General features: G+C 70.2%; 22 protein-coding genes. 10 read left to right on the top strand and 12 right to left on the bottom strand.

Annotated elements, in window-relative coordinates:
- Nucleotides 1-19 precede the first annotated feature (19 nt).
- Both OHS70_RS14075 and OHS70_RS14070 read left to right on the top strand, forming a co-directional pair.
- Nucleotides 20-601 carry a 2'-5' RNA ligase family protein gene (locus OHS70_RS14075; protein WP_328397316.1) on the top strand — a complete coding sequence of 194 codons (582 nt, stop codon included), beginning with the start codon at nt 20-22 and terminating at the stop codon, nt 599-601.
- Nucleotides 602-656: 55 nt separating this feature from the next.
- Nucleotides 657-1574, top strand: a complete 918-nt coding sequence (locus OHS70_RS14070) for a YihY/virulence factor BrkB family protein (protein WP_328397314.1) — start codon at nt 657-659, stop codon at nt 1572-1574.
- Here the strand turns inward: OHS70_RS14070 and OHS70_RS14065 are convergent.
- Nucleotides 1522-2766, bottom strand: a complete 1245-nt coding sequence (locus tag OHS70_RS14065; RefSeq protein WP_328397312.1) for a D-alanyl-D-alanine carboxypeptidase family protein — start codon at nt 2764-2766, stop codon at nt 1522-1524. The two genes, OHS70_RS14070 and OHS70_RS14065, sit on opposite strands and share 53 nt — an antisense overlap.
- Nucleotides 2767-2887: 121 nt before the next feature.
- Here OHS70_RS14065 and OHS70_RS14060 point away from each other — a divergent pair, with 121 nt between their 5' ends.
- Together OHS70_RS14060 and OHS70_RS14055 are read left to right on the top strand one after the other, a co-directional pair.
- Entirely contained in the window at nt 2888-3133 is a 246-nt protein-coding gene (locus tag OHS70_RS14060; RefSeq protein ID WP_328397310.1) for an SCO4848 family membrane protein, read from the top strand.
- Nucleotides 3134-3151: 18 nt separating this feature from the next.
- On the top strand, nt 3152-4684 hold the full coding sequence (locus OHS70_RS14055; RefSeq protein ID WP_328397308.1) for a metallophosphoesterase: 1533 nt from the start codon (nt 3152-3154) through the stop codon (nt 4682-4684).
- On the opposite strand, the gene OHS70_RS14050 is transcribed toward OHS70_RS14055, so the two are convergent.
- From OHS70_RS14050 to OHS70_RS14035, 4 genes are all read right to left on the bottom strand, one after another.
- The gene (locus tag OHS70_RS14050; RefSeq protein WP_328397306.1) at nt 4650-4967 is read right to left on the bottom strand and encodes a HAMP domain-containing sensor histidine kinase; all 318 of its coding nucleotides are present in this window, start codon (nt 4965-4967) and stop codon (nt 4650-4652) included. The two genes, OHS70_RS14055 and OHS70_RS14050, sit on opposite strands and share 35 nt — an antisense overlap.
- A 131-nt stretch (nt 4968-5098) precedes the next feature.
- Nucleotides 5099-5845, bottom strand: a complete 747-nt coding sequence (locus OHS70_RS14045) for a TetR/AcrR family transcriptional regulator (protein WP_328397304.1) — start codon at nt 5843-5845, stop codon at nt 5099-5101.
- Nucleotides 5846-5856: 11 nt separating this feature from the next.
- On the bottom strand, nt 5857-6306 hold the full coding sequence (locus OHS70_RS14040; RefSeq protein ID WP_328397302.1) for a thiol-disulfide oxidoreductase DCC family protein: 450 nt from the start codon (nt 6304-6306) through the stop codon (nt 5857-5859).
- 5 nt (nt 6307-6311) lie between these two features.
- A complete protein-coding gene (locus OHS70_RS14035; RefSeq protein WP_328397300.1) occupies nt 6312-6755 on the bottom strand; it encodes a hypothetical protein in 444 nt (147 codons plus the stop codon).
- Between the two features lie 147 nt (nt 6756-6902).
- Here OHS70_RS14035 and OHS70_RS14030 point away from each other — a divergent pair, with 147 nt between their 5' ends.
- Nucleotides 6903-7709 (top strand): alpha/beta fold hydrolase, encoded by an 807-nt coding sequence (locus OHS70_RS14030; protein WP_328397298.1) that lies wholly within the window; start codon nt 6903-6905, stop codon nt 7707-7709.
- 22 nt (nt 7710-7731) lie between these two features.
- On the opposite strand, the gene OHS70_RS14025 is transcribed toward OHS70_RS14030, so the two are convergent.
- The gene (locus OHS70_RS14025; protein WP_328397296.1) at nt 7732-9762 is read right to left on the bottom strand and encodes a DUF4132 domain-containing protein; all 2031 of its coding nucleotides are present in this window, start codon (nt 9760-9762) and stop codon (nt 7732-7734) included.
- Between the two features lie 160 nt (nt 9763-9922).
- Between OHS70_RS14025 and OHS70_RS14020 the strand changes: the two genes are divergently transcribed.
- From OHS70_RS14020 to OHS70_RS14005, 4 genes are read left to right on the top strand one after another with little or no spacing between them, the layout of a single operon-like run.
- Complete coding sequence (locus OHS70_RS14020; RefSeq protein ID WP_328397294.1) at nt 9923-10498, top strand: GNAT family N-acetyltransferase; 576 nt, start codon at nt 9923-9925, stop codon at nt 10496-10498.
- A 49-nt stretch (nt 10499-10547) separates the two neighbouring features.
- Nucleotides 10548-10913, top strand: coding sequence for a hypothetical protein (locus tag OHS70_RS14015; protein ID WP_328397292.1), 366 nt, complete (start codon nt 10548-10550; stop codon nt 10911-10913).
- Complete coding sequence (locus OHS70_RS14010; RefSeq protein ID WP_328397290.1) at nt 10913-11173, top strand: hypothetical protein; 261 nt, start codon at nt 10913-10915, stop codon at nt 11171-11173. Before OHS70_RS14015 ends, OHS70_RS14010 begins: the two co-directional genes overlap by 1 nt.
- Nucleotides 11140-11418, top strand: a complete 279-nt coding sequence (locus OHS70_RS14005; RefSeq protein WP_328397288.1) for a DUF7737 domain-containing protein — start codon at nt 11140-11142, stop codon at nt 11416-11418. The genes OHS70_RS14010 and OHS70_RS14005 overlap by 34 nt, the downstream gene beginning before the upstream one ends.
- A gap of 55 nt (nt 11419-11473) precedes the next feature.
- On the opposite strand, the gene OHS70_RS14000 is transcribed toward OHS70_RS14005, so the two are convergent.
- The 6 genes from OHS70_RS14000 to OHS70_RS13975 form a co-directional block, all read right to left on the bottom strand.
- Entirely contained in the window at nt 11474-12028 is a 555-nt protein-coding gene (locus OHS70_RS14000; protein WP_328397286.1) for a hypothetical protein, read from the bottom strand.
- A gap of 145 nt (nt 12029-12173) precedes the next feature.
- Nucleotides 12174-12932: a succinate dehydrogenase iron-sulfur subunit gene (locus tag OHS70_RS13995; protein ID WP_328397284.1), complete on the bottom strand. Its 759-nt coding sequence runs from the start codon at nt 12930-12932 to the stop codon at nt 12174-12176.
- Nucleotides 12932-14686, bottom strand: coding sequence for a succinate dehydrogenase flavoprotein subunit (gene sdhA / locus OHS70_RS13990; protein WP_328397282.1), 1755 nt, complete (start codon nt 14684-14686; stop codon nt 12932-12934). Before sdhA ends, OHS70_RS13995 begins: the two co-directional genes overlap by 1 nt.
- Nucleotides 14687-14710: 24 nt before the next feature.
- A complete protein-coding gene (locus tag OHS70_RS13985; protein WP_328397280.1) occupies nt 14711-15202 on the bottom strand; it encodes a succinate dehydrogenase hydrophobic membrane anchor subunit in 492 nt (163 codons plus the stop codon).
- Nucleotides 15203-15211: 9 nt separating this feature from the next.
- Nucleotides 15212-15592 carry a succinate dehydrogenase, cytochrome b556 subunit gene (sdhC, locus tag OHS70_RS13980; RefSeq protein ID WP_328397278.1) on the bottom strand — a complete coding sequence of 127 codons (381 nt, stop codon included), beginning with the start codon at nt 15590-15592 and terminating at the stop codon, nt 15212-15214.
- A gap of 149 nt (nt 15593-15741) precedes the next feature.
- Entirely contained in the window at nt 15742-16353 is a 612-nt protein-coding gene (locus OHS70_RS13975) for a 2-oxo-4-hydroxy-4-carboxy-5-ureidoimidazoline decarboxylase (protein WP_443062743.1), read from the bottom strand.
- A 214-nt stretch (nt 16354-16567) separates the two neighbouring features.
- On the opposite strand from OHS70_RS13975, the gene OHS70_RS13970 reads away from it, so the two are divergent.
- The gene (locus tag OHS70_RS13970; protein ID WP_328397276.1) at nt 16568-18172 is read left to right on the top strand and encodes a beta-N-acetylhexosaminidase; all 1605 of its coding nucleotides are present in this window, start codon (nt 16568-16570) and stop codon (nt 18170-18172) included.
- The last annotated feature ends 192 nt before the right edge of the window (nt 18173-18364 follow it).

Genomic DNA, 18364 nt, shown 5'->3' with positions numbered 1-18364 from the left:
CGAGACTGAGGAGAACGACGTGGGGACCGTAACGCTCGGCGTTTCGATCGCGGTCCCGGAGCCCTACGGCAGCCTGCTCCAGCAGCAGCGCGCGGGCTTCGGGGATCCCGCCGCGCACGGCATTCCGACCCACGTCACCCTCCTGCCGCCCACCGAGGTCGACTCCGTCCGGCTGCCCGCGATCGAGGCCCACCTGGCCGCGGTCGCCGCGGCCGGCCGGCCGTTCCCCATGCGCCTCTCCGGTACGGGCACCTTCCGTCCGATGTCGCCCGTCGTCTTCGTCCGGGTCGTCGAGGGCGCCGCGGCATGCACCTGGCTGCAGAAGCGGGTGCGGGACGCGTCCGGGCCGCTGGCACGCGAGCTGCAGTTCCCGTACCACCCGCATGTGACCGTGGCGCACGGCATCGCCGACGAGCTGATGGACCGGGCGTACGAGGAGCTGACCGATTACGCGGCGGAGTGGACCTGCTCCTCCTTCGCGCTGTACGAGCAGGGCGCGGACTCCGTCTGGCGCCAGCTTCACGAGTACACGTTCGGTGGCGGCATCCCGGGTGTCCCCGCCCAGGGCTCGCCGGTCGACGAGCCCGCCACCACCATCTGAGCCGCTCCGGCGCGTCAGCCGGACGGAACCGTGCCGTAGCGGGTACGCGTACGGAATGGACTGGCTGACCAAGCTCCCCGTCATCGGCCCGCTCATGGCCCGGCTGATGCGCACCCACGCCTGGCGTTCCTACGAGACCCTCGACCGGGTGCACTGGACGCGCCTCGCCGCCGCGATCACCTTTCTCAGTTTCCTGGCGCTGTTCCCGCTGATCGCGGTCGGTGCGGCGGTCGGCGCCGCCCTGCTCAGCAAGGAGCAGCTGGACAAGCTGCAGAACAAGCTGTCCGAGCAGGTGCCGGGCATCTCCGACCAGCTCAACCTCGACGGTCTGGTCGCCAACGCGGGCACGATCGGGTTCGTGGCCGGTGTACTGCTGCTGCTGACCGGTATCAGCTGGGTCGGCTCGATGCGGGACTGTCTGCGTGCCGTGTGGGAGCTCGACGACGTGGACGAGGGCAACCCGATCGTCCGCAAGCTCACGGACGCGGGCGTGCTGGTGGGGCTCGGCGCGGTGGGGCTCGCCTCGGTCGCTGCGTCCGCGCTGGGTTCCACGACGGTCGGCTGGACAGCGGACAGGCTCGGCATCGACAGGGACGGATGGGGCGGTGTGCTGCTCCAGATCGCGGGCCTCGCGATCGCGGTCCTCGCCGGCTTCCTGATCCTGCTCTATGTGCTGACCCTGCTGCCCGGGGTGCAGCCGCCGCGCCGCCGCCTGGTCGTGGCGGCGCTGATCGGCGCGGTCGGCTTCGAACTGCTCAAGATGCTGCTGGGCGGCTATATGAAGGGCGTGGCGGGGCGCAGCATGTACGGCGCCTTCGGTGTCCCCATCGCACTGCTGCTGTGGATCAACTTCATGGCGAAGCTGCTGCTGTACTGCGCCGCCTGGACGGCGACGCAGAGCAAGGACAACGGCGGCGACGTCAGCGACGGGGCAGGCGGCGCACCAGGTCGGGCAGCGGCCAGCGACGGTTGACCAGGAACGCCCCGCCCGCGAGCAGCACCAGCACCCCGCCCGTGACGCCCAGCGCGATCCCGATGCCGCCCGACCCGCTCTTGTCCGAGGCGGTGGGCTTGGCGGGTGCGCCCTTGCCGTTGTTGGCCGGCTCCCGGTCCCCGTCTCCCGAGGCCGATGTGTCCGCGGACTTCGGCGGTACCAGTTCACCGATCGGCTCCACGTGCCCGGCCGCCTCGAAGCCCCAGTCGAGCAGGCGGCTGGCCTCCTTGTAGACGGCCTGGCTCTCGCCGGAGTCCGGGTTCATGACGGTGACGAGGAGCACCCTGCCGTCCCGCTCGGCGACTCCGGTGAAAGTCGCCCCGGCGTGCGTGGTGTTGCCGTTCTTGACGCCGGCGATTCCCTTGTAGGGGGTGATGCCGTAGTCGCCGGTGAGCAGGCGGTTGGTGTTCTGGATCTCGAACGTCTCGCGTTTCTTGCCCTCCTTCTCCTCACCGGGGAAGTCGGCGCGCACAGTTGAGCAGTACTCGCGGAAGTCCTTCTTCTGCATGCCGCTGCGGGCGATCAGGGTCAGGTCGTACGCCGAGGAGACCTGGCCGGGCTCGTCGTAGCCGTCGGGCGAGACGACCTCGGTGTCCAGTGCCTGCAGTTCGTCCGCGTGCTCCTGCATGTCCTCGACGGTCTTGTCGATGCCGCCGTTCATCTCGGACAGCACATGGACGGCGTCGTTGCCGGACCGCAGGAAGACGCCGAGCCACAGGTCGTGGACGGTGTAGGTCTGGTCCTCCTTGACGCCGACCAGACTGCTGCCCTCGCCCACCTCGGCGAGCTCCTCCGCGGTGACCGTGTGCTCGGTCTCCTTGGGCAGCCGGGGCAGCACGGTGTCCGCGAACAGCATCTTGAGGGTCGAGGCCGGAGGCAGCCGCCAGTGCGCGTTGTGCGCGGCGAGCACATCGCCGCTCTCGGCGTCGGCGACGATCCAGGACCGGCCGCTGACGTCCTTGGGCAGGACGGGCGCGCCCGGGCCGAGGTCGACCTGGGTTCCGGGCCTGCCGAGTTGGGCACCGCCGACGGTGGACATGATCGCCGGGGGTTTGGGCTGTTTCTTGTCCGGCTTGTCGTCCAGGGTGTCCGCGAAAGCGGGCGCGGCGGTCAGTGCGGGCAGCAACGCAGTGGCGAGGACCGTCAACGCGGTCTTTTTCAAAGCAGACACGGACGAGAACGTACAGGGCGCCGAAACAAATATGGAGATCGGACCAAGGACCCGCCGGGGGCGACGCCAGGACAGCCCACCCCGAGCAACCCGATCGGACGACGGCCGCGATACTGGTCCCATGAAGCTCAGCCGCCCGGTGTCCTGGTTCCTGCTCGCGTTCGGGGTATGGAGCTGGTTCATCTGGGTCACTTTCATCAAGAACTTGTGGCAGGACGCCAGCGGGCTCGCCTTCGACGACGCGGGTGACCCGACCGGATACTTCTGGGTCCATCTGCTGCTCGCCGTCACGTCCTTTGTTCTGGGGACGATCATCGGCGCCATCGGGTTGCGTGGTCTGCGCGCCCTGCGCCGTGAGCGCGACTAGGTAAGAGGAGAGCCGCACGTGGTGGTCGTCGTCGTCCTTGTGGTGGTCCTGGTCCTCTCGGTGCTCGCCGGGGTGCACCGGTACGTGTGGTGGCGGCTGGTCCGCGACACGACGGCACGCGGCTCGGCCGCCCGCCGGTTCGGCACGGCGGGCATCTGGATCCTGCCCTTGCTCTCGGTCGGTGCCCTGGTCTCGGGCCGCGCCGGCGCGCCGTTCTGGCTCGAACGGACCCTGGCCTGGCCCGGTTACCTGTGGCTGGCGATGCTGCTGTACCTGGTGCTCGCCCTCGTCGTGGGCGAGGCGGTACGCCCGCTGCTGATCAGGGTGCTGGAGCGTCGTGCGGCCTCCGAAGCGCTCCGGGTGGCGCCGGCCGGCGTACCTGCCGCCGGGGCGAGCGGTTCCCCCGGCACTGTGCTCGACGGAGCGTCAGCTGCCGGCGGTGCGCCGGCGGCGGGCAACGCGCGCACCGACGGGCCGGATTCCGCCGCGACCACCGGCGTGTCGGCGCCGAGAAGCCCTGCCTCCGGTGAGGGCGGCCCTGCGGCCGACGCGCCGACCACGGTGGGCACGCTCACCGCGGACGAGGCCCCCACTCCGGAGGCCGTCGATGCCTCCCAGGGCGGCGTTCCCTCCGGTGGGGGCACCCGTGTTCCTGCGGACGGCTCCGCCGGTGGAGCCACGCTCGCCGAACCGCAGGGCGCGGCAGGTGCCGTCGCCGCGTCCGCCGTGTCGCGGCGGCTGTTCGTGTCGCGGATCGTCGGCGGGGCCGCGGCCGTCGCCGCGGCCGGCACCGTCGGACTCGGTACGTACGGCGTACTGCGCGGGCCCCGCGTCAAGCGCGTCACCGTGCCGCTCGCCAAGCTGCCCCGCGCCGCCCATGGCTACCGCATCGCCGTCGTCAGTGACATCCACCTCGGGCCGATCCTGGGCCGCGCACACACCCAGCGCATCGTCGACGCCATCAACGCCGCCCAGCCCGATCTTGTCGCCATCGTCGGGGACCTCGTCGACGGGTCGGTCGAGGACCTCGGGCCTGCCGCCGAGCCGCTCGCGCAGTTGCGGGCCCGGCACGGGTCGTACTTCGTGACCGGCAATCACGAGTACTTCTCCGGCGCGGACGCCTGGGTCGACCATGTGCGCGAGCTCGGACTGCGGCCTCTGCGCAACGAGCGGGTCGAGATCGGCGGCTTCGACCTCGCCGGAGTCGACGACGTCGCCGGCGAGCGAGAAGGCCAGGGCCCCGACTTCGCCAGGGCGCTCGGCGACCGGGACCGTACCCGAGCCGCCGTGCTGCTCGCGCATCAGCCCGTCGTCATCCATGAGGCGGTGGACCACGGCGTGGACCTCCAGCTTTCCGGGCACACCCACGGCGGTCAGCTCTGGCCGGGCAACTACCTGGCCGAGCTGGCCAACCCCACCGTCGCCGGTCTGGAACGGTACGGCGACACCCAGCTGTACGTGACCCGCGGCGCGGGGGCCTGGGGCCCGCCCGTACGCGTCGGGGCCGAGTCCGACATCACACTCGTCCAGCTGGCGTCACGGCAGGCCTAGGGTCTCCTGCGGGTCGGGCCGGCAGCCCCACCGTCACCGCCAGGCCCTCACCCGGCGCGGTCCGCACGGTCACCGCGCCGCCCTGCGCGGCCACCACCGCCTGGACGATCGCCATGCCGAGCCCGAGCCCGCTGCCGACGGGCCCGTCCGCCGACCCGCCGCCCGCCGCGCGGAAGAAGCGGTCGAAGATGCGCTCCGCGTCCTTGGCGGACATGCCCGGTCCGTCGGCGGCGATCTCCAGCCGTACCCACGGACCGGGGTCGGCCGTTTCCGTACGCGTCAACCATGGACCACGGAGCCTGCCCCGGGCCGGCCGGCCGGTGCGCCGGCGGCGGCCGGGACCGGCTCCTCGCTCGAGCCCGCGAGCCCGCGAGCCCGCGAGCCCGCGAGCGCGCGGACGGCGTCCGGCGGAGCTCAGGCGTCGTCGCCCGCGCCGCTCCAGCCGCTCCGGCGGGTCTCGCGGATCTTGCGGGCGGCGACACTCTCCGCCATCCCGGGCAGGAAGTCCGTGAACAGCTCGTGCACCTCGTGTACGAGCGGCCGCAGCACCCGGAAGCGCGCCAGCGCGACACCGCGGGAGGTGAGGCGGGCGCCGCGTTCGGCGAGGCGCCTGGACCGCTCGCTGTTCTCCGAGCGGTCGAAGACCCAGTACAGGACGAGTCCCATCTGGGAGAGCCACATCAACTCCGGGAGGATGTCCCGCAGTTCCTCCGCCACCTTGGACTTCGAGCCCGCCAGCACGTCCCGGTGGACGGCGATCGCCGCCTCGCGGGCGTGCGCCGACTCGGGCGAGAAAGGGCTGAGCGGGCTCTCCGGGTCGGCCGCGTTCTTGAAGAACTGTGCCGCGAACTCGTGGTAGGGGGCCGCGATGTCCAGCCACGCCGTCAGCACCCCGGCGAGCCGGGCCTCAAGATCGGTCTCCTTGTTCAGCACGGGCCGGACCGCCGCCTGGTGCTCGGCGGCGATCCGGTCGTAGAACCCCTGGACGAGATGTTCCTTGGAAGCGAAGTAGTAGTACGCGTTCCCTACCGAGACACCGGCTTCCTTGGCGATGGCCCGCATCGTCGTCTTGTCGTAGCCGCGTTCCTGGAAGAGGCGGAGCGCGGTTTCGAGGATGAGGGTGCGGGTCTGCTCGCTCTTCGGGGCCTTCGCTTCTGTCACGGTGTCCGAGCCTAACCGGGGACGGAGCACCGGTCGTCGCAGGGCCGTGCTGCTGCGGCGCCCGGCATGGTCGCCTCCCGGTATTTGGCCGCCGCGAGCATCGTGACACGTACGAAGGGTGCCCCGGCCGGGGTGGCCAGCCAGTGGGCCTTGGGCCGGTACTCGGCCAGGGCCCACAGGCAGATGATCCACGCGGCGGGGCCGATGTAGATCTGGCCCCGGTCGCCGATGACGGTGATCTCCCGCAGCGTCCGGTCGTGGTCGAGGCGCGGATACCGGCGGCGCGCCTCGACGGACCCGGCGGCGACCATCTCCAGCGGCACGAGCTGCCGTTGCCGCCTCAGCCAGTTGCGCAGATGAATGCAGAGCGAGCAGTTGGCGTCGTACAGGACGGTCAGGCCGTGGACCGGAGTACGGTGCGCCGGGCTGCCGGCGGGTGCGGTGCGTGCCGCGGTGGCCATCGCCCTCACGCCCCGGCGGGACCGGCGGCGGGCGCGGCCCACGGGTTCGATCCGGCCTGGCCCGTCCAGCCCTGCGGCGGCACCGGCGGCACGTGCTCGCGCTCCATCGCGCCCCGCCGGCGGATCTTGTTGAGCACGTAGACGTTGGCCAGGTGCATCACGCCGAGGACCAGCAGGACGACGCCGATCTTCACCGACAGGGCTTCGAAGAGCCCGCGGGCGTCGGTGACGGCGTCGGCGGCCTTGAGGTACAGGGCGACGAAGCCCAGGTTCACCAGGTAGAAGCCGACCACCAGGAGGTGGTTCACGGCGTCTGCGAGCTTCTCGTTCCCCTGCAGTACGTCGGCGAGGAAGATCCTGCCGTTCTGGCTGAGCGTGCGGGCCACCCAGACGGTGAGCGCCACGCTGATCAGCAGGTAGACGACGTACGCGACAACAGTGAGGTCCATGCCCCACCCTCCCTTGAACACGTTCAAAAGCTGTTGTCATGGACTGTAGACCTCTCTTTGAACATGTTCAAGTCACGGTGGTGCCGCAGGGGCGGGGGGACGGAACCGAGGTGCGCGGGCATCGGGACGCCACGTAACATCGCCCGGATGACGCTGTCTTACGACATGACCGGCGAAGGTCCCGCCGTCGTCCTTCTGCACTCCTCGGTGTGCGACCGGCGGATGTGGGACGCCCAGTTCGAAGCGCTCGCGGATGCGGGGCACCGCGTGGTGCGCTGCGACTTCAGGGGGTTCGGCCGGTCACCTGTCGCCGAAGGTCCCTACACCGATGCCGAGGATGTGCTGGAGCTGATGGACGCTCTCGGCATCGAGCAGGCAGCCTTGGTCGGATCGTCGTTCGGCGGCCGCGTCGCCCTGTTCACTGCCGCGCGCAGCCCGGAGCGGGTGACCGCGCTGGCCCTGCTGTGCGCCGCGCCGCTGCCGGGGCACCGGCCGAGCGCGGAACTGGTCGCCTTCGACGAGAGGGAGAGCGAGCTGTTCGAGGCCGGCGACCTGCCGGGGGCCGCGGACTTCAACGTGCGGACGTGGCTGGGCCCGGACGCCGACCGGGCGAGCCGGGATGCCGTGCACCGGATGCAGCTGCACGCCTTCGAGGTGCAGACGGCGGCGGAGGAGGCCGTGGAGCAGGAGGGCGCCCCGTTCGTGCTCTCCGGCACCAGGGTCACCGAACTGCCCGACCTCTCGGGCATCAAGGCGCCCTGCCTCGCCGTCTCCGGCGCGCACGATCTGCCGGACTTCGGGCAGGCCGCAGCCCGTATACCCGCCCTGCTGCCGCAAGCCCGCCATACGGAGCTCTCCTGGGCCGGTCATCTCCCTGGCCTGGAGCGGCCCGACGAGATCACCGCCCTGCTGACCGGCTTCCTCGCCGAGCACCGAGTGCCCTCGGGCGCGTGACACCGCTCCCGGCCAGGGGCGCCTATGCGGCGCGCCTGAGCTGGGACGTGATGGTGCGGTCGGTGATCCGGGCGTCGTCGGCCAGCAGGAACGCCTTCGACAGGATCACCGACAGCAGCCCGCCGTCCTCCTCGAACGGCAGGAAGAGACGATCCGTGTCCCCGGCCGCCGCCACCGCCCCTCGGTCGACCACGATGCACAGATACGCGTCGTCCGGTTCCATCAGGATGTTTCCCGAGCCTAGGTGGATCTTGTAGGTGCGCAACTCCCCGCGCACCCGCAGGAAACGGTCCGTGAGCTCCACCCGGTCGGCTATCCGCGTCCGCGGCAGCAGCGCTGCCAGCGACTCCCGCCGCATCCGGGCCGTCTCGGTCAGGTCGCCGAACGCCCAGCCGCGCCAGTAGTCGCCGAACGCCCGGTCCTCCCCGCGGTCCTGCCACTGCGGATCGGCCCCGATCGACGCCACCCCCACGAACAGGTCCACATCGCGCATCGCCTCGCTGAGCGTCAGTACAGGTACGTCCGCGAGATCGGTCCGCTCCCACGGTCCGCGCGCACCGCGCCGGCGTTCGAAGCGCACCTGGTCGGTGGAGCACAGGGTCGCGATGTCGCCGTCGTCGCGGGCCTCGACGAGCTCCACATGGAACCGGGCCCGCCAGAACTCGCCCTCCGTCACGGTCAGTTCACCGGCCCTCATCAGCTCGCGCACCATCTCCGCCGCGTACCCGTCGCTGTGGTATCCCAGGTGGTTGCCCGCCCAGCCGCGCTCCACCATCAGGGCCCTCGCCTGGCCGTAGCGCAGGATGTGCCCGGCGAAGCGGTTGGAGTAGTTCCGGGTGGTCTCCTCGGCCGGGGTCAGCGGATACACCTCCCGGAACGCCTGCTTGAAGGGCTGGCGCAGCTCGCGGTCCGCGAGCTCCGTGCGCCAGGCCCGGACCTCCTCGGTGTCCGCCCGCACCGGATGCCACAGCCGCAGCAGCGCGCCCTCGGTCACCGGGACCGCGGTGCCGTCCGCACCGGCCAGTGCCCAGCCGCCTGCCGCGCGCTCCGGCAGACCGGCCGTCCACCGCGCACCACCGTCCTGACTCACCTCCCAGATCAGGGTGCTCGCGAGCGCGCCGGTGACCGGGTGGTCGATGTAGTAGGACTCCCAGTCGCGCACCGGCCGGCAGGTGCCCGCCATCAGATGCTCCTCGAGCCGTGCGCGCTCGGCCGTCAGCAGCACCCGCAGCTGCTTCACCGCGCCGCGGATCTCGGCGAGGCGGTCCCCGTACGCCTCGCGCACCGGCTTCGGGGCGGACTTCAGCACCCGCCCCTGCGGCCCCCGGAACGCGAGCGTGACGGTGCCCGGCGCGGCGACCGACAGCAGCGCCGTATGGTCGCCGAGCTGCTCCTCACGCATGCCGCGGGCATCGAGGCCCACGGCCGGCACCGCGCGCTCCCGGAGTATCGACGGCGTCAGTCCGCCGCGCTCGGCCACGGCCTGGAGCGAGGTGGCGATCCCCTTCACCACCGTGCGGTTGCGGATCGTGCGACGCAGGCGGTCGAGCCGCTCGACGGCCTGCTCGCCCTGTGGCCCGCCGAACTCGCCGAGGACGGCGACGGCCGCCGTCGCCATCTTGCCGTTGCGGCACACGCCGCCCGAACCGCCCCAGCCCGTCCCGGCGTTGAGCGCCACATCGGCGACGGCCGGCACGGCCCAGCCGGCGTCGATGTCCGCCGCGGCCCAGAGCAGCCCGCGCACCAGAACCGTGTTGTGCTCCGAGGCGATGCCCGGCCATTCGCCCCCGCCCCACTGCGGCGAACGCACCGTATGCTCGGCCTGGCGAGCCATCCCCTCCAGCAGCACCCGCACCGCTTCCGGCCCGCGCACGGAGTCCGCCAGCAACGCCGCGGCCTGTTTGCGCCACCGCTTGGTGGCCCGCACCTTGTCCTGTCCGGTGCAGTGCACGAGGAACTCGTGCACGCCCGGCGATGTGAGCAGCTCCGCATGCGCCGCCCGCATCGCCGGCCCGTACGCGTCCTCGTCGTCGAGCAGCGTCGTCACGTTCATCGTGCTGGTCCCCTCCCCGGGCCGGACTCCTCCTGACGGTACGCCGCGCCACTGACAGCGGCACCGGCGACGGTCTCGCCGGAGACGTTCTTCGAACGGCCGGTCGCGCCCCCGGCCCCGTGAGGCGCCAACGGCTTCGGCGGGCGGGCATCATCGGCTGATGGACCAAGACATCACGGTACGGCCCGCCACCACCGGGAACTGGGCGGACGTCGAGCAGCTCCTCAGCGCGCGTGGCTCCGTGCACGGCTGCTGGTGCATGTTCTTCCGCCAGACACCGCAGGAACGCCGCGCGACCGAGTGGGGCGAGGGCAACAGGCAGGCGCTGAAGGCACTCGTCGACGACGGGCGCCGCCCCGGTCTTGTGGCCTACCGGGACCGCACCCCGGTCGGACGGGTGTCGGTCGCGCCCCGCGCCGAGTACACGCGACTCGACCGTTCGCCGGTCAGCAGGGCCGTGGACCAACGCCCGGTGTGGTCACTGGTCTGCCTGTACGTCGGCAAGGACCACCGCGGCACGGGAGTCGCCCGTGAACTGGTGCGCGCAGCCGCCGAGTACGCGAGGGAGCGGGGCGCGCGGACCGTCGAGGCGTACCCGGTGGACGACACGCTGGGCCCGGTGGGAGCCGACGATGCCTACCACGGGCTGGTCTCGCTGCTCGCCCGCGAGGGCTTCACGGAGGTGGCCCGCCGCACGCCCAAGCGGCCGGTGATGAGGCTTCCGCCGGAGCCTTGACGGGGCCTCGGCACGGGCGTTGTCGGTGCCGGCTTCTAATCTCCTCGGCATGGCACGGGTGACATTCGTCGACGAGACGACATCGGGCAGCCGCAGCGACGGCTGGGGGCTGGACATCGCCGAGGAAAGGCTCGCGCTGCGCGAGTTGATCCGGCGGCGGGTCTTCCAGGAGGTGGCGGAGTTCCATGCGCGCGGGGCGGGGACGGGCGGGTCGTTCCGCGCGCTGGTCCAGCCGAAGAGCGGCGGCCGCGTGGACCCTGAGACCCAGTGCGAGCTGGCGTTCGCCGCGTTCGCGCGCAACGGTTTTCTGGTGCTTGTAGGCGACCGGCAGATGGAGCAGCTGGACGAGGAGATCGACCTGCGCCTCGGCATCGAGGTCACTTTCCTCAAACTCGTTCCCCTGGTGGGTGGCTGATGGGCGGGTACGAGGCGGAGCAGCTGCGGTGCGTCCGGCAGCATGTCGAGGACGACAACATGGGCGAGCCGGCCGTCGCGCTCGTGCGGATCGGCGCCCTGAACAACACCTGGCACGGCGACGGCGCCACGATGCTCGAACTGGTCCGCGCGCTGCCGCAGGATTCCCGGCTGCGGCTGGCGAACGCCTGGGCGCCGAGACGCGCCGTGACCTGTTCACCCGCCTCGTGCCGCGCCTCGCGATCGCCGACCGGTGCGTGATGGACGGCCGGTTCCTGCACGTGCGCGGCGATCTCCACACGTACAAGATCCACCTCGGCTCGGGGAACATCCTGCGCACGCCGAACGACCAGTACGTGTGCATCGTCCCCAAGGCGGGCGACGGCCCGGACACCGGATATCTGCCCTTCGAGGGGGACGGGCTCCTGTCCGTGATCCTCAGCAAGGCGATGATGCTGGCCAGGGACGCCGAAATCACCGACCCGACGATCGTGAGCCAGCTCTGACGGACGTGGCGAGCGGGTGCCACCCGCAGCGTCACCGCGCGGTGACGCGGCACCGCTACATGCTGCTGAGCGACCGCGCGTAGTTGATCTGGCCCATCACCATCTGGAACGTCTCCGGACGGTTCGCCGGGACCATCGTCGAGTGGTGCTTGCCGCCGCTCGTCACGGTGACCTGGATGAAGCCGGTGGTCACCTTCTCCTTCATCAGCAGGAAGAGCAGGCCCACCAGGCACAGCACCGCGAAGACGATCGCGAGCACGATCCCGACGGTGGGGATCTTCTCTTCGGTGCGCGACATGTCCGTCGCGTTCCACACCGCGCCGCGCAGCGGGAGGGTGCCCGCGGGCGTCACGATCGAGTCTCCCAGGACCGTGATGTCGCCGATCGTCACCAGCGGCGCGGCGCCCATCGGCGCGGGCGGGCCGGCGGGGCCGGGGTAGGGGAGCGGAACGCCGGCCGGCATTGTCTGGGAGTACCCCGGGCCCTGGCCCGGGTAGCCGTACCCCTGTGTCGGGTCGGGGTAGCCGTAGGCAGGCGTGCTCCCCGGCGGTTGGGTGGGCCCCCACTCGTACTCGGGCTCGCCGTCCTTGTACGGATTCGGCTCGGTCATGCTCTGGTCCCCGCTTTCCCGCTGCGTCACGTCGGACGTTCCCTGATCCTGCCACCTTGCGCCGTGCGGGGTGAAGTCGGCACGGGAAAGGGCCCCGTCTCCAACCGGGAGACGAGGCCCTTCACTTCAGGACACGGCGCGAGCGTCAGAAGCGACGCGTGATCAGCGCCCGCTTCACTTCCTGGATCGCCTTGGTGACCTCGATACCGCGCGGGCAGGCGTCCGTGCAGTTGAACGTGGTGCGGCAACGCCACACGCCGTCCTTGTCGTTGAGGATCTCCAGACGCTGCTCCCCGGCCTCGTCACGCGAGTCGAAGATGAAGCGGTGGGCGTTGACGATCGCCGCCGGCCCGAAGTACTGGCCGTCGTTCCAGAACACCGGGCACGACGACGTGCACGCGGCACACAGGATGCACTTGGTGGTGTCGTCGAAACGCTCGCGGTCCTCGGCGGACTGCAGCCGCTCACGCGTCGGCTCGTTGCCCTTGGTGACCAGGAACGGCATGACGTCGCGATAGGCCTGGAAGAAGGGCTCCATGTCCACGACCAGGTCCTTGAGGACCGTCAGGCCCTTTATGGCCTCGACCGTGATGGGCTTCTCCGGGTTGATGTCCTTGATCAGCGTCTTGCAGGCGAGCCTGTTCCTGCCGTTGATCCGCATTGCGTCGGAGCCGCAGATGCCGTGCGCGCAGGAGCGCCGGAAGGTCAGCGATCCGTCGACGTCCCACTTGATCTTGTGGAGAGCGTCGAGCACACGCTCCTTCGGGTCGATCTCGATCTGGAAGTCCTGCCACTGGGCCTCGTCGGAGACCTCGGGGTTGAACCGGCGGATCCGGAAGGTGACCGTGATGTACGGGGAGGCCGCGGCCTCCGCCTGCACCTTGTCCATGGTCGGGGTAGCCATCAGTACTTACGCTCCATCGGCTGGTAGCGGGTCTGGACGACGGGCTTGTAGTCGAGACGCACGGTCTCGGAGCCGTCGTCGCCGACCTCGCGGTACGCCATGGTGTGGCGCATGAAGTTGACGTCGTCGCGGTTCGGGAAGTCCTCGCGGTAGTGACCACCGCGGGACTCCTTGCGGGCCAGCGCGGAGACGGCCATGACCTCGGCCAGGTCGAGGAGGTTGCCCAGCTCGATGGCCTCCAGCAGATCCGTGTTGAACCGCTTGCCCTTGTCCTGGATGGACACGTTCAGATAGCGCTCGCGCAGCTCGGTGATCTTCTCGACCGCCGTCTTGATCGTCTGCTCGGTGCGGAACACCATCACGTTGGCGTCCATCGTCTCCTGCAGCTCCTTGCGGAGCACGGCGACCCGCTCCGAGCCGGTGGAGTTGCGCAGCCGCTCGACCTGCTCCTCGACGAAGGAGGCAGGGTTCTCCGGCAGCTCGACGTAGTCGGCCTTCGCCGAGTACTCGGCGGCGGCGATACCGGCACGCTTGCCGAACACGTTGATGTCGAGCAGCGAGTTGGTGCCGAGACGGTTGGCACCGTGCACCGACACGCAGGCGACCTCACCGGCGGCGTACAGGCCCGGGACGACGGTGGTGTTGTCGCTGAGGACCTCACCCGCGACGTTGGTCGGGATACCGCCCATGGCGTAGTGCGCGGTCGGCTGGATCGGGATCGGGTCCGTGTAGGGCTCGATGCCGAGGTACGTACGCGCGAACTCGGTGATGTCCGGGAGCTTGGCGTCCAGCTGCTCCGGCGGCAGGTGGGTCAGGTCCAGGTAGACGTGGTCGCCCTCGGGACCGCAGCCGCGGCCCTCGCGGATCTCCGTGTAGATGGAGCGCGAGACGACGTCACGCGAGGCGAGGTCCTTCATGACCGGCGCGTACTTCTCCATGAAGCGCTCGCCGTCCTTGTTGCGGAGGATGCCGCCCTCACCACGGGCGCCCTCCGTCAGCAGGATGCCCATGCGCCAGATGCCCGTCGGGTGGAACTGGAAGAACTCCATGTCCTCCAGCGGCAGACCGCGCCGGTAGCAGGCGGCCTGGCCGTCACCGGTGAGGGTGTGCGCGTTGGAGGTCACCTTGAAGAACTTGCCGGTGCCGCCGGACGCGTAGATCACGGCCTTCGCCTGGAAGACGTGGATCTCGCCGGTGGCCAGCTCGTAGGCGACGACGCCGGCGGACTTGCGGACGCCGTCGACCTCGGTGATCAGCTGGTCGAGGACGTAGAACTCGTTGAAGAACTCCACGCCCTCCTTGACGCAGTTCTGGTACAGCGTCTGGAGGATCATGTGGCCGGTGCGGTCCGCGGCGTAGCAGGACCGGCGGACCGGGGCCTCGCCGTGGTTGCGGGAGTGACCGCCGAAGCGGCGCTGGTCGATGGTGCCGTCCGGGGTCCGGTTGAACGGCAGGCCCATCTTCTCCAGGTCGAGGACGGCGTCGATGGCCTCCTTCGCCAGGATCTCGGCGGCGTCCTGGTCGACCAGGTAGTCACCGCCCTTGACCGTGTCGAAGGTGTGCCACTCCCAGTTGTCCTCCTCCACGTTCGCCAGCGCGGCGGCCATGCCGCCCTGCGCTGCGCCCGTGTGGGAGCGGGTGGGGTAGAGCTTTGTCAGCACGGCGGTGCGGCTGCGCTTCGTCGACTCGATGGCCGCGCGCATACCGGCGCCACCGGCGCCGACGATGACGGTGTCGTACTTGTGGATCTTCATGAGTGGATTACCTCAGCCCCGTGCCTAGCGGATGTTCGGGTCGAAGGTGAAGATCACCAGCGTGCCCAGAAGGATGGTGAACACCGTGGCGGTGTACAGCAGGCCCTTGAGCCACAGGCGCGTGTTGGGACGCTCCGCGTAGTCGTTGATGACGGTACGGAGGCCGTTGGCGCCGTGCAGCATGGCAAGCCACAGCATCAGCAGATCCCAGGTCTGCCAGAACGGGGACGCCCAGCGGCCGGCCACGAAGGCGAAGCCGATCTTGGAGACGCCGCCGTCGAGCACCAGCTGGATCAGCAGGTGACCGATGACCAGGACGACGAGGACGATGCCGGACAGCCGCATGAAGAGCCACGCGGCCATCTCGAAGTTGCCACGGGTCGACTTCGGGGTCTTCTTGGTGCGCTTGCGCGGGGCCTCGATGTACGGGGCCGGATTGTCCACGTCGTAGGCGTGGTCGCCCTCGACGGGACCGATCGGGGATGTGGCGTCAGCAACTGCGTTGTTCGAAGACATGATCCGGCCTCAGCTCCCGAAGACTTCACGAGCGGCGTGGCCGAGGACCGGGTACAGCGCACCCGCCATCAGCACCACCCAGATGGCCATGACGGTCCAGAGCATCTGCTTCTGGTAGCGCGGGCCCTTGGACCAGAAGTCCACCGCGATGACCCGAAGGCCGTTGAGCGCGTGGAAGAGGACGGCGGCCACCAGGCCGTATTCGAGCAGCGCGACGAGCGGTGTCTTGTACGTGGCGACGACCTCGTCGTACGTCTCGGGGGAGACGCGGACGAGCGCGGTGTCCAGTACATGTACGAACAGGAAGAAGAAGATGAGGACGCCGGTGACTCGATGAGCCACCCAGGACCACATTCCTTCCCGGCCGCGGTACAGCGTTCCAGCCGGCACGGAAGAACCCTCCGGGAGCGGGGATTGGGGCCTGCCGGCTTGGGGTTGTCGGTCTGGCCCGGCCGGGTACGGTCCACCGGCCCTGGCCATCGTAGCGACGAGTTGTCGGTTCGTTCGCGCGGGGTCCGCTGGTGTGATCAAACAGGCAATCAAACAGCCTCGGACGGGCTATCGGGAAGCCCCGTGACGTCTGTTTCCGGATGGTTGGCCACTACATGCGCTATCCGGGAGCGGGCGAGGGCCCGCAGCTCCTCGGCCGACACGGCCCGCTCCTCGTCCGGCTCGCGGGAGAGCCGGCTGCGGATACCGGCCAGCAGCTGGTCGAGGTGCTCGTCCGGCCGGTACCGGTCGAGGCAGATCACGAACGCATGGCCGAAGCGGCTCTCGTACGCGGCGTGCGCGGCGGCCAGTGCGGTGTGCGCGGCCGACGGCGCGTCGCGGTGCAGGCCGGCGGAGGACTCGCGGGCCAGTGCTTCGTGCACATCTGCCGGGGCCAGGTCGTAGGCGGCTTCGTCACAGGCGGCGAGGAGCGACTCGAGATCGGGGTACGGGCGGTGTGCGGCCACGCGCCGCGCCCAGCGGTGGCTGCCGCAGCAGCCGAGAAGGATCGCCTCGGCCGTCATGGCCGGGACGGTGTTGAAATGCGCGAGGCCGGGCGTACCGCGACGCTGGGACGGTATGGCGGACGGGGTGAGGGTGCCCCAGTGGCCGCGGGCCGATGGTGTTCGTTTCGGCGGGCGGGCGTGGGAATCGCTGGACAGCGGGGGACTCCTCGTGAGCGCAGCGGGACGGCTGGGAAGGGAGGGGTGTGTGTGCCGCCACGCTATCGATGCACGTCGAGAGCTGTCCGACGGATACACGAATTTCACCCGGACGGGAGAGTTTGCACTCATGAGGTAGACGGCGCGTGGACCACGGAAGAAGCGCGGAATGGGTGATTTTGATGGAATTAGTTCCGCTATTGGAGGTTTTCGAATGATATGGCACTCGCGGAACGCGCAGCTCGGCGGCGTGATTGCCGCTGTTGTCGCCGTCTTCTCCATGACGCTGACGGGATGCGCGGACGACGAGCCCCAGCACAGGGGGGCCACGCCGGGTGCGGCGCGGGGAACGAACGACGCCGCGGCTCCCAGTCCGACCCCCACCCGCACGTACCCCCTGTCCAAGGCGCCTGCGACGATTCCGGCGGTTCGCAGTCATGAGGCCGCCCGCGGCCCCGGCTGGAGCCGCACGGCGAACAGCGGTGTCGTCATCGCCAAGGGCAGCGACGCGCTCGCCGACGAGGGCCGGCTGCTCGCCAAGGAGCTGAAGCTCACGTACCGCGGCGCGGCCGCGGCTCGCGCGGGGGACGTGGAGCTGGCGCTCGCCGGCGGCGGAGAGGGCGGGCCCGAGTCGTACACCCTCACGACCCGCGACGGCCGGGTGAAGATCACCGGACCGGAGGCCGGGGTCTTCTACGGGACCCGCACCCTGAAGCAGGCGGTCCGTTCCGGTGGTGTGATGCCGGAGGGTGTCGTACGGGACCGGCCCGACCGGCCCCAGCGCGGATTCATGGTCGACATCGCCCGCAAGCCCTTCACGGCCGGCTGGCTCGAGGACCGGGTGCGCGAGATGGCCGACCTCAAGCTGAACCAGCTGGGCCTGCACTTCTCCGACGACCAGGCCTTCCGCATCCAGTCGGACACGCACCCCGAGATCGTCTCGCAGCCTCATCTGACCAAGGCCGAGGTGCGCCGGATCATCGATCTGGCCAAGAAGCTGCACGTCACGGTCATTCCGGAGATCGACTCACCCGGGCACCTGGGTGCCGTCATGCGGGCGCACCCCGAGCTCCAGCTGCGCAACGTCCAGGGCGTGCCCAGGCAGGGCGCCATCGACATCTCCAAGCCCGAGTCCGCGCGGATCATCGACGAGCTGCTGCGTGAGTACTCGGCGCTCTTCCCCGGAGCGTGGTTCCACGTCGGCGCCGACGAGTACCAGGCGCTCACCGTGCCCGACCCGCAGGCCTCGTACCCGCAGCTCGCCCAGGCGGCGCGACAGAAGTACGGTCCCCAGGCCCGGGTCCAGGATCTTGCGACCGGCTGGCTGAACGACCGCGCGGCGGTGGTGCGCGGCGAGAAGAAGAAGCCCAAGGCGTGGAACGACGGCTTCTTCCGCGGCGGAGTGGTGGGCGCGGACAAGGACATCGAGGTGGAGTACTGGACGGGCAAGGAGATCGGTGCGCGTCCGCCGGAGGAGTATCTGGCCGAGGGCCGGCCGGTCGTGAACGTCAACGACGAGTACCTCTATTACGTGCTCGGCCAGCCGAACAACTTCACGTACCCCACCGGCCGCCGGATCTACGAGCAGTGGACACCGCTCGTCATCCGCGGCACTCAGGCAGTCCCCGCGCGGTACTCGGGCCAGATCCTCGGCGGCCGGTTCGCCGTGTGGAGCGACCTGGCCGCCGCGCAGACCCAGGAGCAGGTCGCCCAGGGCGTCAGGATGCCGCTGCGGGCGACGGCCCAGAAGGTGTGGGACCCGCGGCAGCCGGCGCTCACCTGGGCGGCGTTCGAGGAGCTGGCGCGGAAGCTGGGCTGAGGCTGAGCATGGCGCTCGCGACGTCGATGAACCACGGATGAGCTGCGGATTCGTGCTGGACCGGCAGCGCGCCGGAGGCGTATGTTCCGCTTACGGCCGTTCCGGGGAGGGAACGCCGTTCCTTTCTTCGAACCCGTGGGGGGTCTCTCGGCATGCTCTGTTCCAGATGCGGCACGCATGCGGCCGCGACCG

It is taken from the genome of Streptomyces sp. NBC_00390 (assembly GCF_036057275.1).
GTDB lineage: Bacteria > Actinomycetota > Actinomycetes > Streptomycetales > Streptomycetaceae > Streptomyces.
Note: the sequence above shows the minus strand (reverse complement) of the source record. Positions and strands in the feature narration are given on the sequence as shown.

Excerpts from the sequence above, each read along its gene's own strand:
- OHS70_RS14070 (WP_328397314.1), top strand. The coding sequence starts at position 657 with ATGGACTGGCTGACCAAGCTCCCCGTCATCGGCCCGCTCATGGCCCGG.
- OHS70_RS14060 (WP_328397310.1), top strand. The coding sequence starts at position 2,888 with ATGAAGCTCAGCCGCCCGGTGTCCTGGTTCCTGCTCGCGTTCGGGGTA.
- OHS70_RS14040 (WP_328397302.1), bottom strand. The coding sequence starts at position 6,306 with ATGGCCACCGCGGCACGCACCGCACCCGCCGGCAGCCCGGCGCACCGT.
- OHS70_RS14035 (WP_328397300.1), bottom strand. The coding sequence starts at position 6,755 with ATGGACCTCACTGTTGTCGCGTACGTCGTCTACCTGCTGATCAGCGTG.
- OHS70_RS14030 (WP_328397298.1), top strand. The coding sequence starts at position 6,903 with ATGACGCTGTCTTACGACATGACCGGCGAAGGTCCCGCCGTCGTCCTT.
- OHS70_RS14025 (WP_328397296.1), bottom strand. The coding sequence starts at position 9,762 with ATGAACGTGACGACGCTGCTCGACGACGAGGACGCGTACGGGCCGGCG.
- OHS70_RS14020 (WP_328397294.1), top strand. The coding sequence starts at position 9,923 with ATGGACCAAGACATCACGGTACGGCCCGCCACCACCGGGAACTGGGCG.
- OHS70_RS14015 (WP_328397292.1), top strand. The coding sequence starts at position 10,548 with ATGGCACGGGTGACATTCGTCGACGAGACGACATCGGGCAGCCGCAGC.
- OHS70_RS14010 (WP_328397290.1), top strand. The coding sequence starts at position 10,913 with ATGGGCGGGTACGAGGCGGAGCAGCTGCGGTGCGTCCGGCAGCATGTC.
- OHS70_RS14000 (WP_328397286.1), bottom strand. The coding sequence starts at position 12,028 with ATGACCGAGCCGAATCCGTACAAGGACGGCGAGCCCGAGTACGAGTGG.
- OHS70_RS13995 (WP_328397284.1), bottom strand. The coding sequence starts at position 12,932 with ATGGCTACCCCGACCATGGACAAGGTGCAGGCGGAGGCCGCGGCCTCC.
- sdhA (WP_328397282.1), bottom strand. The coding sequence starts at position 14,686 with ATGAAGATCCACAAGTACGACACCGTCATCGTCGGCGCCGGTGGCGCC.
- OHS70_RS13985 (WP_328397280.1), bottom strand. The coding sequence starts at position 15,202 with ATGTCTTCGAACAACGCAGTTGCTGACGCCACATCCCCGATCGGTCCC.
- OHS70_RS13970 (WP_328397276.1), top strand. The coding sequence starts at position 16,568 with ATGATATGGCACTCGCGGAACGCGCAGCTCGGCGGCGTGATTGCCGCT.